Origin of the sequence: Sphaerospermopsis torques-reginae ITEP-024 (assembly GCF_019598945.1) — a bacterium.
Taxonomy (GTDB): domain Bacteria; phylum Cyanobacteriota; class Cyanobacteriia; order Cyanobacteriales; family Nostocaceae; genus Sphaerospermopsis.
In genome coordinates, this window is sequence record NZ_CP080598.1 from 1,143,075 (window position 1) to 1,155,971 (window position 12,897).

Consider the following 12,897-nt stretch of genomic DNA (forward strand, 5'->3'; position numbering starts at 1 on the left):
TTGGTCTGTGCCGAAATAATTAGGGGGTGCTGAAAATTTTCAGCACCCCCTAATTACACACCTAGATTATTATCATCTTGCTGATTAATTGCTAATCGCAAAACTGATAATCCTAAGATGATTAAAAATAACACCAAGCCAATTGTACAAGCATAGGTAAATTCTAAATTACTAAATGCCTGTTCATATAAATAGTAAACAATTGTTTTAGAACTATTCAGGGGACCGCCTCCTGTCATAATATAAACTTCTTCAAAGACTTTAGTGGCAGAAATCGCCGAAATTACCGCTACTAAAGCTAAATAAGGCTGCATTAAAGGAATGGTAATATCTAGATGTTTGCGAATCCCATCCGAACCATCAATTGCTGCTGCTTCATAAACATCAGCAGGAATAGATTGCAATCCAGCTAAATAAATTACCATGTAATATCCTAAACCTTTCCAAATAGTTACAGCCATGACACTAGCTAATGAAATGGGGACAATTCCTAATATTTTCTCTGGACTTGTTAACCAAGGAATTCCTTCGGGAAATATACCTAAAGTTTTCAACAATTGATTTAATAAACCGTTTTCTGCATACAACCATTTCCAAGCTATACCTGCAACAACCATTGAAATGACTACAGGTGTATAATATGCAGTTCTAAACCAATTCATACCCCGCAATTTTTGATTTACCAAAATCGCTAAAATTAAGGGAGTAATTACCAAAATTGGCACAACTCCAACCAAATAGAGAAAGGTGTTTTCTAAGGTTTTCCAAAAAACAACATCTTTCCATAAACGGAGAAAGTTGTCAAAACCGATAAATTTAGGCGCTTCTCCAATATCTTGATAGCTGGTAAAGCTAAGGTAAAATGCTTGCAGCGCAGGCCAAAAAACAGTTAAGCTTAATAAAACTAAAGCTGGTAATAAAAATAGATAAGGTGTCAATCTCTCTTGAATAATTATCCAGTTTTTAGGTGTTAATTTATTCATCATCTACTAATCAGGGAACAGTTTACAGTCAACTGTTAACAGTGAACATTGAAAACGGCTAACTGTCAACTGATAGCTGATAGCTGATATTAAGAAGTAATAAGTTAATTATCAAGATTGAGTAAATGGATTATGATTCTAATACAAACTGGTGTGCCACTGAAACTGTTAGAAAAACTGTTGTTTTTTTGGTAGCAAAATTTTAGTGGTACTGATAAAGTAACCAACAAAAAGTTTCTGAAAAATCAAGAAACTTGGGTTTTGTTACTGTTATCTACACTTTGTTTATAACACGTACACAACTGATGGAATCTATGCGCCAGATTTTAATCCGCTTTCTCTGGCGCTTTTTCATAGTTGTAAAGAAGGGAATAGGGAATAGGGAATAGGGAGGAAAATTTTAGAGTTTAGAGTTTAGATTTTAGATTTTAGATTTTAGATTGGAGTTCACAAAAACAATCCAAAATCCAAAATCCAAAATCCAAAATCAATAACTCCTGACAAAAAATCACCTCCAGCGAAGGTCAGTCACCAGAGGATAGAATCAAAGACATTGGAATGTGGACTAGTCTTGATATCAATTTATCTTGCTAACAAATCTATGCACTCTATCGCAAGGAAAGGGTTTTGATTTATGCTTTCTACGTCGAATGAAATATGATGATTATACAGCACTTTCCGGTGTAATGAGGTAAACTATTGGCGGGCAAGATACCCACCCCACAAGAGTTTTATGATCATGTTTTGTACCTCTTATGAATGAAATTTACTGTAATTTAACTGTAATTTAGAAGTGCGGTTTTATGGTCAATTTTCGATAGTGGTGGAAACTGATACCAAAAAAAAGACCCCCGGTTCTACACCGAGGGATTCTGCAAGTCGGAATTATCGCACAAAGACATTCGCGCATCTAGGATAGCAATGCAACACTGCAAATATCTGCCAAAATGCCATAAATATCAAACGTCAGTATTAGATAATAAATACAGCACTTTCTGGTGTTATGAGGTACACCACGGGGGCAGATGCCCACCCCACAAGAGTTTTATTATTAAAATTTGTACCTCATAGCAATGGAATCTGCTGTATGTTATCCCTAATGCCAAAAATATATAGAGATCCGATGACAATTGACAATTGACAATTATCAATTATCAATTATCAATTGTCCATACCAATGATGTACTGCTAACCACCCGACTGATAACAAACCTGCCAAACTCAAAGTTAAACCACTCAAGGGAATTAATAATGCAAATACAGGTAAAATTGCTCCAGCAATAGTACAAATAATGGCGGCTAAAGCAGCGTGACGATTTGCACCTAAACCATAGATGAAACCGAGTAAAATCAAGGATATGATCAACCAAGCTATTTCTGCATTCATTACTCGCCCCAGATAGGTTAAAGTTAATAAGCAAGCAAAGAAAATACCCGCAGCGATCGTCACATTTTTTAAACTCATGGGTAAGGACAAATATAAAAGCAATATCCACCACAAAAATAATCCTGGTGCTAACAGTAATAACCGGGGTATAATCCCAGTTTTTCCTATTGGTTTGGTGGCAGTAAATACACCAAAGGGATTTCTTACAGAAACATTATCATCAAATATCCAAGTAAATTGGGTACTGTCACCATCATTTTTAATTTCTTGAGGAACTATACCACTAGCAAAGTCGGCATTTCTAAAATTAGCAATTGTTGTGAGGCGAAATTGAGAAAGTAATTGATTAGTGGCATTATAAACCCAACGTGGTCCACCTTGTGCTTGATAGCTAACTTTAATTGTGGTTTCTTGTCCTGGTTCTAACTGAAAAGGAAAACCATAATCTCCAGGGTTTATTTGTTTTAATCTTGTTCCATCTCTTTCTACTTTATAACTAGAAAGTAAGGAATAACCGTAGGGTGGTAGTGCTTCAAAGAAAAAACTATTAACATCACTTAGTGAATTGACAATTTTATAATCAGCATTGTAATCTGTATTATAAATGGCACTGCGATTTTGTACGTTTACACTTTGGTCAATTTTAACTTGAATATTTGAACCTGCTAAGTTTAAATAGCGAGTAACTTTTTGTTTATCTGTCACCTTGACTATTTTGCCGTTAACTTGAGTAGTATAGCTATAAGGTTCTTCGACGATGTAACGCACTTGGGGCGCAATTTGTTCTAATTTATCACCTGCGACACTTTCCGCTACTTGTGCTACTTTTGCTTGTTCCCAGTGATGGTAACGGTTGCTTAAAGTAGAAGTGAGGAAAAATCCCGTAACTACTAAAATTAAAATTAGGGCTAAATGTTGTAGTCCTTTGAGAAGTTGGGAATAACGAATGGACCATTCCCCAAAGAAAACAGCTTGTTCGCTGGTGTTGCGTCTCAGAGAAAAACTGATGAGAGCGATCGCAACTCCCAAAGCTACAATTAAAAACACAAACAATAGTGAACCTTGAAGTAGTTGCGTACCAAACTTGATTAATTCATCAGGATGTGTTAAATCTGGTAATCCGGGAATACCTTGAGCAATAGGAGACATAGGTAAATATGTAGATGTTCAGATATTGAAACAACTTGACAGATATAATTTCCAAAAGTTTCTACAAAAATACTAGGAAAACATTGTTAATATTTTAGAAGTTAGGAGTCAGGAGTCAGGAGTCAGGAGTCAGGAGTCAGGAGTCAGGAGTCAGAACAATTTTAGATTTTAGATTGGAAATGGCAAAAACAATCCAAAATCCAAAATGTTATTACCAATTACCAATTACCAATTACCAATTACCAATTACCAATTACCAATTACCAATTACCAATTACCAATTACCAAAAAATATGAAATTACAACAAAAAGAGATAACATTAAAAGAAATAAATCCACAACAGCAAACACAAACTGAGCCACATTTAGGTTTAGTTTGCATTACTATTGATAAACAAGTGCGGTTTCGGACTATTACCCGGACACGTTATTTAAAACTTTCTCCTCAACAAAGAGAAGATACCCTAAAAGAACTTTATCAAAATAATTTGCGCTGCTTGGATGGGGCGTTAACTTTCTGTCAAAAGCAAAATATTCGGCTTTATCGCATGACTTCGGCTTTATTTCCCATGAGTGATATGGAAGATAAAATTGGCGCGAAGATATTAGAGGAAATGAGAGAGGATTTAGGTAAGATTGGACAAAGGGCAGAAAATTTAAACATCAGAATGGTGTTACATCCTGATCAATTTGTAGTCTTGAGTTCTGATTCTGATGAAGTCATAGAAAATAGTATCAAAATTTTAACAAACCACGCCTACACTTTAGATTTACTTGGTTTACCTCAGTCACCTTGGGCGTTAATGAATATTCATGGTGGTAAATCTCAACGTTCAGAAAAGTTGGTAAAAGTAATTTCTGAACTACCACCAGGTATCAAAAACCGCTTAACTTTAGAAAATGATGAATATGCTTATAATGCTCAGGAAATTTTAGAGGTATGTCAACAAGCTGGTATACCGATGGTTTTTGATGCACATCATCACATTTGCTATGAAAAGTTAGATTCTTATGATCATCCTAGTGTAGAGTCTGTGGTTTTGGCAGCGCGAGAAACTTGGAAAAATCCAGATTGGCAGTTAGTACATATTTCTAATGGGGAAACAGGTTTTAATGATAGAAAACACAGTGATTTAATTACAGCCATGCCTCAAGCTTACCACCAAGTACCCTGGATAGAAGTAGAAGCCAAACACAAAGAAAAAGCGATCGCTCATTTGCGGGATTGGTGGTTAATTCATAAGAATTAACGTTATATTAACTTTACTTAATTACTTGATCAATAATAAATTGAGAAATGGCGATCGCAATTGATTTTGGTACTAGCAATACAGTTATTACTCGCTGGAATCCTGTAACCCAGCAACCGGAAACTTTGACTTTACCGGGTTTATCCCTGCAACAAAGTCTCAATCCCCCACTGATTCCCAGTTTAGTATATGTAGAAGCAGCGAGTGAAAGTAAAGTTTTAGTAGGCCAGCAAGTGCGCGATCGCGGTTTGGATCTCAAAGGTGATAACCGATTTTTCCGTAGTTTTAAACGGGGTATTGGCGCAGATATTCAGGGTTTTTTACCAGAAATAGATGGAGAAATCGTCACCTTTGAAAAAATAGGTAAATGGTTTTTAACTAAGGTAATCGAAGAATTAACACTAATAGAAGGTGGTTTAGATTCTTTGGTTTTAACAGTACCTGTAGACAGTTTTGAAGCTTATCGTCACTGGTTAGGCAAAGTTTTTCAAGCACTTCCAGTAGAACAAGTTAGGATGTTAGATGAACCTACTGCCGCAGCTTTAGGTTATGGTTTAACAGCACAAGAAAATTTGTTAGTAATTGATTTTGGTGGTGGAACATTAGATTTATCCTTGGTACGTTTAGATCAACAGGCACAAACTAATAGTAAACCAGTAGGATTTTTATTAAAGTGGGGTAATAAATCCCTAGCGGAAGATTCCAAACAAAAGGTAAAAACAGCCCGTGTATTAGCAAAAGCGGGGCAAAATTTAGGTGGTACAGATATTGATAATTGGATAGTTGATTATTTTGTCAAAACTCAAGGATTACCTGTAAATTCTGTAATTACTCGGTTAGCAGAACGAGTAAAAATTCAATTATCTACCCAAAATAAAGCCAGTGAAGTTTATTTTAATGATGAAACTTTTGAAAGTTATGAATTGGATCTTGACCGTCAAACTTTAGAAAATATCCTCAAAGATAATGGATTTTTTGATAAGTTACATGATACCATGATGACCTTGTTACAACAAGCCCGTCGTCAAGGTATAGAACTAGATGATATTCATGCAGTTTTGTTAGTGGGTGGAACTGTACAATTACCTGTAGTAAACACATGGGTACAACAATATTTTGAACCAGAAAAAATCCGTTATCAAAAACCTTTTGAAGCGATCGCTCAAGGTGCATTACAAATTACCCAAGGGTTAGAAATTAAAGATTTTCTGTATCATAGCTATGGAGTGCGGTACTGGGATAGACGTAACCAGCGTCATAGTTGGCAACCAATAATTAAAGCAGGCCAAGCTTACCCCATGAGTCAACCAGTAGAATTAGTTTTAGGTGCTTCTAGGGAAAATCAGCCGAGTATTGAGTTAATTTTAGGAGAATTAGGAGCAGAAACCGGAGGTATAGAAGTTTATTTTGATGGCGATCGCTTAGTAACTCGCAAACTTGAGTCTGTGACAACTACAGTTAAACCGCTGAATGATACAGAAGAAGCCAGAAAAATTGCTCGACTGACACCCCCTGGTTTTCCAGGGAGCGATCGCATTAAAGTCATGTTTCAAGTTGATGAACAACGTTTTTTAAGAATTACCGTTGAGGACATATTAACAAATAATACCTTAGTAGAAAATCAACTTGTGGCACAATTGAGTTAAGGAGTCAGGAGTTAGGAGTCAGGAGTCAGGAGTTCAAGGAGTCAGGAAGAACAGATTTCAATACTTTTCGTCAAACTAATAACAACGAAATCACGTAGGTTGGGTTGAGGAACGAAACCCAACGTTTACAAGGGTTTGTTGGGGTTCACTTTATTCAACCCAACCTACAAAAATCCTATTCCCTGTTCCCTGTTCCCTGTTCCCTGTTCCCTGTTCCCTATTCCCTATTTTTTCAAGCCTTGCTACTGACAATTACCTGTAAACTACCACCAGCATATAAAATTGGTTCACCAACATCAAAACTAGTTTCTCTTAATAAACGAGGTAAATCAGTTTTTAATAACTGCCAAGCTGTTTCCGTTTCAAACAACCAAAAAAACACCGATAAACCAGGCCAAAATATAGGATTTGTGGGAGTATGAAAATCTACTAAAGTAAAAATTCCCCCTGGTTTTAATACTCGATAAACTTCTTGAATGATTTTTCTTAATTGTTCAGGTTGCATTTCATGTAAAGCCGCGCTAGTATGCACCACATCAAACTCATGATCTGTAAAAGGCATATTTTCCGCAAATGCTTCTATATAAGTAGCATTCGGCACATTCTTTTTTGCCCGTTGTAAAGATAAAGGCGAAGCATCCAATCCTGTAACATTTTGTGATAATTTCACCAAAAAAGCCGTAGTTTGACCACTACCACAGCATAAATCTAGAATTTTAGTATCTGAGTTGAGGTTTAAACCTTGTAAAGCGAGTTGACGAAAACGCCCCTCACCGCCCACACTCAGGGCTGCTAACCGGGATATGGCATCATATAACCATTGATAGCGGTAACTCAAGTCTCGAAAAATTGTTGCCATTGCATATTTCCTCAACGTTAAGCTTTATATTGAATAAAGATATATTGTTAACATTAGTAAAAAAATTGTAAAGATTGGGGGAAAGTAACTGCTATGGGTCGTGTAGGCGTATTATTACTCAATCTAGGTGGACCTGATAAATTAGAAGATGTGGGTCCATTCTTATATAACCTGTTTTCAGATCCCGAAATTATTCGCCTACCATTTCGATGGATGCAAAAACCATTAGCTTGGTTTATTGCCACACGGCGAGAAAAAACATCCCAAGAAAACTATAAGCAAATTGGTGGGGGTTCACCACTGCGGCGCATTACTGAAGAACAAGGGGAAGCTTTAAAAGCGCAACTGGATGCTATGGGCAAAGCAGCGAACATCTACATGGGAATGCGTTATTGGCATCCCTACACAGAAGAAGCGATCGCCCAACTGGCACAGGATAACATTGAAAAGTTGGTAATTTTGCCACTTTATCCCCAATTTTCCATTAGTACCAGTGGTTCTAGTTTCCGGTTATTAGAAAAACTTTGGCAAGAAAACCCAAAACTTCAACCGTTGGAATACACTGTGATTCCTTCCTGGTACAAACAACCAGGTTACTTGCAAGCAATGGCGGAACTGATCATTGAGCAACTCAATCAATTTCCCAACCCTGATCAGGCACACATCTTTTTTAGCGCCCACGGTGTACCAAAAAGCTATGTTATAGAAGCCGGCGATCCTTATCAGCAGGAAATTGAGGAATGTACTCAATTAATTATGCAAACCCTTAATCGCCCCAATGCCCACACTTTAGCTTATCAAAGTCGTGTTGGTCCAGTGGAATGGCTGCAACCTTATACTGAGGATGCCTTAAAAGAACTGGGTGAAAAAGGCGTTAAAGATTTGGTAGTTGTACCCATCAGCTTTGTTTCTGAACACATTGAAACTTTGCAAGAAATTGATATTGAATATCGGGAAATAGCCGAAGAAGCAGGAATTGAAAACTTCCGACGTGCTGCTGCTCCCAACACTCATCCGGTATTTATTAAAGCATTGGCAGACTTGGTTATTGAGTCTTTAGAAAAACCGGATCTCAAACTTTCCCAAGTTACCCAGATGAAGAAAAAGGTGAAAATGTATCCTCAAGAACGCTGGGAATGGGGAATGACAACTAGCGCCGAAGTCTGGAATGGTAGAATTGCCATGCTTGGTTTCATTGCCTTGATCATCGAAATTATCACCGGTCGAGGTTTACTCCATGCTATAGGGCTTTTACAGTAGGTGACAGGAGGCAGGGGAGGCAGGGGAGGACAAGGAGGTTAATAACCCAGTCACCAGTCACCAGTCACAAGTCACCAGTCACCAGTCACCAGTCACAAGTCACCAGTCCCTAGTCCCTATTCCCTCTTGTGGCGATTTTCCCAATACCAGTGATACCACTGTGCAGCACTACGAACTGCAAACCAGAGCAGAATTAAAGCTATTAATCCTCCTTGTTGGGGAGCATCCACGGCAAAAATTACCAGTACAATACACAAGCTATCTTGCAAAAAAACTGCCCACAATGGTAAACCGCGCAAACGATAAAACCAGCCTAACTGTACTAACTGAAGTACCAAAGCCAACAAACCACCTACCAAGGCAATTAACCAACTTGGTAATTCTGTAGCTGAAGCTACTGCTAACCCCATAATTGCTCCTACTATGGGGGACAAAAATAACTCCACCAGTTGTAATATTCTCTGTCCTGCTATATAAAACCTAGACAAAACTAGACTTTACTTTCTACTTCAACGGGAGCATGGGAGCAGTTATCCCTCGGTAGACTTTCACGCTTTAGCCAAACGCGATAAATTAATTGCAGCATTCAGATCCCTATCCATCTCAAAACTACAGTTCTCGCAGTGATAAATTCTTTCAGATAAAGAAAGACTATCTTTTCTATGTCCACAGTGAGAACAGGTTTTACTTGATGGATAAAATCTATCAGCAATTATAATTTCACAACCAAACTTTTTAGCTTTATATTCTAGCTGACGCTTAAACTCATGAAACCCACAATCAGCTATTGCTTGGGCTAATTTATGGTTTGATAACATCCCTGAAACATTCAAATCTTCTACTACTATCTTGGCGTGGTTTTTGCATAAGTAAGTAGTAAGTTTATGAAGAGTATCTTTTCTCAGGTTTGCTATTCTTGCATGATGTCTAGCCAGTTTAATTTTAGCTTTATGCTTATTGTTTGAACCTTTAGCTTTTCTACAATAGACTTTGGATAATCTTTGTAGTTTAGCTAGATTCTGTTTATAGTGTTTAGGATTAGGAAATATAACACCAGTGCTTAGTGTAGCTAGTTCCTTGACTCCTAAATCAACACCAACAACAGCATGGTTTTTGATAGTTGGTTGACATTCTTGTTCATAAGAAAAGGCTATATACCAACTATCAGCAGTCCTGGAAATAATAATACTTTTACAGGTGGTGTGAGGTAATCCTTCATAAGTTTTTACCCATCCAATTGTCGGTAGTTTTATTGATGTACCACCTACAGGAATTGGTTTACCACCTGCATCAATTGTAAAACTATCATTTTTTCCTTTCTTTTTGAAGTTAGGATATTGAGACTGTCCTTTAAAGAATCTTTGAAAAGCTTCACCTAAACTATCAAAGGCGTATTGAGTGATTTTCTGGCAAATACCTTTTTCTTTAATCCATGCCAATTCAGGTTTTACATGATTATTAAAGAATTTCTTGAGGATGTATTTGTTTGGCTTTAATCCATCTTTGTACAAATCCTGCCAAGTAGCTAAACCCCAATTATAGGTAAACCTTGCTATACCAGCGTGTTTAGCCATGAATATTTCCTGGGTTTTGTTTAACTTGAGTTTTGTTTTGATAGATAAAAGCATTGCTCGACCTCAACACTGTATTTCTTTGCTGTCTAAATCTGACATATCTTGTACAGGGTTGTCAATAGCATTTTTGAGATGATCCTTGATTTCTTTGGAGTAATTCCTCAATCCGTACAATCGACAAGAAAAGCAGTGGATAATTGCCATTAGGTCTTCCACTAATTCTTGTTGAGGTGATAAAGATTCCTGATTTGCAACTATGATCTGACACCTCACGGAACTTGCTAATTCCATAATAAAGTCAAAAGCAAACCGACACATTCTGTCTTTGTGCGCCACAACAATTGTCGATATTTCGCCTTTAAGCATTGATAACATAATTGATAAAAACTTTTTTCTTTTAAAGTTTAATCCGCTTCCAATCTCTGAAACCCAATCATCAACAGCTAACCCACGACTCAAACAAAATGTTTCCATCGCGGATACTTGGTTTCTGAGTTCGGGTTTTTGGCTACTCGAAGAAACTCTACAATAAACAACTACTTTTCGTTTTGAGTCTACAGGTTTTAATCCCTGGGTAATCAGTAAATCATCTTCAGTATAAAAACGATGCCCCGACAATGTTCTTTTGGCTGGAAGTCTTCCTTCAACATCCCATCTTTGCAAGGTCTTGACTGAAACTCCGATTTTTTTAGCAAATTCATGAGGTTTAAACATAAAGTCACTCATAGGTTTGTCTATGAGTGTACAGGTTTGTTTATTAAATTGTCAACTTAGGACAAGCTCCAAGTTTTTTGGAAGCAAATATTTCAAATAGTGACCAACTCGTAAGTAAACATACTAAAATATAGGGTGAAATACGTGATAAAAGCGGTACTTTAGACCATAGGTTGCTACCTTGTAACAAGCCAATAATTAATAAAGGTATAGCTAATCTCAGTCCTGCTGCTCCTCCAGCAGAGAGTGTAGCGAGGATTTCAATCATAGGAATATACCTTCTATAAGTAGATGAGCAAAGAAGAGTTATGAATATTTATTTTTTTTGGGAATAGTTTTTGTGCAAAACGGACGTTAATCAGTGTATCCATAAAATATTTTACAATACTGTCTTTATGTTTTATATACACAGTTGTAATCTATAGTTCAGATGTTTGGGTAGATATAATAGCAATTTAAATTTAAAATTTCTGCAAATCAATTAGCAGATTTTTCACTCAAATAGTAATTTTATGGGTTCAAAATTATTTGAATATACAAGTATCATGTAAGTAGGGGTTGCTGAATAAAGCCTTTTCGTGAGGGTTAGGAGTTCAGGAGTCACTCGATTTTGGATTGACGATTTTTCCGTTATGAAGGATCAGAACCTGTACCAAATTGTCAAAAATACAGGAGTCAGAAGCAATTAAGATGTGAAAAGTTGACATTTCCACGGGTATATCTGGGAAAAGTTCTGACCTCTAGTTTTGACTCCTGACTCCTAAATTTTAAATTCCCAGTCTTTGATAAACTTGATCTAAATGTCTCAGATGGTTTTGTGGATCAAAACAACCATCTATTTCTGCTGCTGACAAGTTTGCAGTTACACGGGGGTCTTTACTAAGAGAATCACGGAAATTACCTTCTGGTTTATTCCAAGCAGTATGGGCGTTTTGTTGGACTATAGCATAAGCTTCTTCGCGGCTAAGTCCTTTATCTACTAAGGTTAAGAGAACTCTTTGACTGAAAACTACACCACCATAGCAGTTAAGGTTGCGTTCCATGTTCTGGGGATATACCAGCAAATTTGTCACCAAGTCGGTGATCTCATGGAGCATAAAGTGTGTTAATATGCAAGCATCTGGTAAAATTACCCGTTCGACGGAACTGTGAGAAATATCTCTCTCGTGCCATAAAGCTACGTCTTCTAAAGCTGCTCCTGCATGACTTCTTACCAGTCGCGCCATTCCTGTCAGTCTTTCTGAGCGGATGGGGTTGCGTTTGTGGGGCATGGCACTAGAGCCTTTTTGACCTTTGGAGAAGTATTCTTCAACTTCTAAAACGTCGGTTTTTTGCAAGTTGCGAATTTCTACTGCAAAGCGTTCTATAGATGCCGCCAGTAAGGCTAATTGTTGCACAAAGTCGGCATGAAGATCACGGGAAATAACTTGAGTGGAAGCGGTATCAGGTTTGAGTCCCAGTTTTTGACAGGCGATCGCTTCTACACGGGGTTCAATATTGGCATAAGTTCCCACCGCCCCGGATATTTTACCGACAGCGACATTTTTTTTCAGGACTTGCAAACGTTCTTGGTGTCGCAATACTTCCGCTAACCAACCAGCTAATTTAAAACCAAAAGTGATGGGTTCAGCGTGAATACCATGCGATCGCCCAATCATCACAGTATAACGGTGTTCTCTGGCCTTGTTGCGAATTGCCTGGATTAAATCTTCTAATCGTTTTAACAAGATATCCAAACTAGCAACTAATTGTAGTGCTAATGCTGTATCCAATACATCCGAGCTAGTTAAACCCAGGTGAATATAACGTCCCGCATTACCTACATATTCATTGACATTTGTCAAGAAAGCAATCATGTCATGGCGCACTTCCGCCTCAATTTCTAGCACCCGCTTGGGGTCAAAATTCGCCTTGGCTTTAATTTCTGCAACTGCTTCTTTGGGAATATAACCTAGTTCTGCCTGAGCTTCACAAACAGCAATTTCTACCTGTAGCCAGGTTTGTAACTTATAGTTTTCATTCCACAGATTGCCCATTTCGGGCAAAGTATAACGCTCAATCACATTCGGGCATAT

At 37.5% G+C, this 12,897-nt stretch carries 10 protein-coding genes and 2 pseudogenes; 4 read left to right on the forward strand and 8 right to left on the reverse strand.

Features of this window, described 5'->3' with window-relative positions; all coding sequences use genetic code 11:
- Positions 1–53: 53 nt before the first annotated feature.
- Both K2F26_RS05320 and K2F26_RS05325 read right to left on the reverse strand, forming a co-directional pair.
- Positions 54–983, reverse strand: coding sequence for a carbohydrate ABC transporter permease (locus tag K2F26_RS05320; protein WP_220611792.1), 930 nt, complete (start codon positions 981–983; stop codon positions 54–56).
- Between the two features lie 1,147 nt (positions 984–2,130).
- A complete protein-coding gene (locus tag K2F26_RS05325) occupies positions 2,131–3,519 on the reverse strand; it encodes a UbiA family prenyltransferase (protein WP_220610633.1) in 1,389 nt (462 codons plus the stop codon).
- A gap of 210 nt (positions 3,520–3,729) precedes the next feature.
- On the opposite strand from K2F26_RS05325, the gene K2F26_RS25290 reads away from it, so the two are divergent.
- The 3 genes from K2F26_RS25290 to K2F26_RS05335 are packed head-to-tail and all read left to right on the forward strand — an operon-like array spanning position 3,730 to position 6,415.
- Positions 3,730–3,816 (forward strand): hypothetical protein, encoded by an 87-nt coding sequence (locus tag K2F26_RS25290; RefSeq protein WP_367890334.1) that lies wholly within the window; start codon positions 3,730–3,732, stop codon positions 3,814–3,816.
- Positions 3,813–4,769: a UV DNA damage repair endonuclease UvsE gene (uvsE, locus tag K2F26_RS05330; protein ID WP_220611793.1), complete on the forward strand. Its 957-nt coding sequence runs from the start codon at positions 3,813–3,815 to the stop codon at positions 4,767–4,769. The genes K2F26_RS25290 and uvsE overlap by 4 nt, the downstream gene beginning before the upstream one ends.
- 47 nt (positions 4,770–4,816) lie before the next feature.
- On the forward strand, positions 4,817–6,415 hold the full coding sequence (locus K2F26_RS05335; RefSeq protein WP_220610634.1) for an Hsp70 family protein: 1,599 nt from the start codon (positions 4,817–4,819) through the stop codon (positions 6,413–6,415).
- Between the two features lie 232 nt (positions 6,416–6,647).
- On the opposite strand, the gene K2F26_RS05340 is transcribed toward K2F26_RS05335, so the two are convergent.
- The gene (locus K2F26_RS05340; protein ID WP_220610635.1) at positions 6,648–7,274 is read right to left on the reverse strand and encodes a class I SAM-dependent methyltransferase; all 627 of its coding nucleotides are present in this window, start codon (positions 7,272–7,274) and stop codon (positions 6,648–6,650) included.
- 93 nt (positions 7,275–7,367) lie between these two features.
- Between K2F26_RS05340 and hemH the strand changes: the two genes are divergently transcribed.
- On the forward strand, positions 7,368–8,534 hold the full coding sequence (hemH, locus tag K2F26_RS05345) for a ferrochelatase (protein WP_220610636.1): 1,167 nt from the start codon (positions 7,368–7,370) through the stop codon (positions 8,532–8,534).
- Between the two features lie 116 nt (positions 8,535–8,650).
- Here the strand turns inward: hemH and K2F26_RS05350 are convergent.
- The 5 genes and pseudogenes from K2F26_RS05350 to purB all read right to left on the reverse strand — a co-directional run.
- Positions 8,651–9,007 (reverse strand): annotated as a pseudogene (locus K2F26_RS05350) (DUF4126 family protein); the annotation flags it as partial.
- Positions 9,008–9,082: 75 nt separating this feature from the next.
- On the reverse strand, positions 9,083–10,162 hold the full coding sequence (locus K2F26_RS05355; protein WP_220608164.1) for an RNA-guided endonuclease InsQ/TnpB family protein: 1,080 nt from the start codon (positions 10,160–10,162) through the stop codon (positions 9,083–9,085).
- A gap of 9 nt (positions 10,163–10,171) precedes the next feature.
- The gene (locus K2F26_RS05360; RefSeq protein ID WP_220611727.1) at positions 10,172–10,822 is read right to left on the reverse strand and encodes an IS607 family transposase; all 651 of its coding nucleotides are present in this window, start codon (positions 10,820–10,822) and stop codon (positions 10,172–10,174) included.
- Between the two features lie 70 nt (positions 10,823–10,892).
- Positions 10,893–11,090, reverse strand: a pseudogene (locus K2F26_RS05365) (DUF4126 domain-containing protein); the annotation flags it as partial.
- A 499-nt stretch (positions 11,091–11,589) separates the two neighbouring features.
- Positions 11,590–12,885 carry an adenylosuccinate lyase gene (gene purB / locus K2F26_RS05370; protein ID WP_220610637.1) on the reverse strand — a complete coding sequence of 432 codons (1,296 nt, stop codon included), beginning with the start codon at positions 12,883–12,885 and terminating at the stop codon, positions 11,590–11,592.
- Positions 12,886–12,897: the final 12 nt, after the last annotated feature.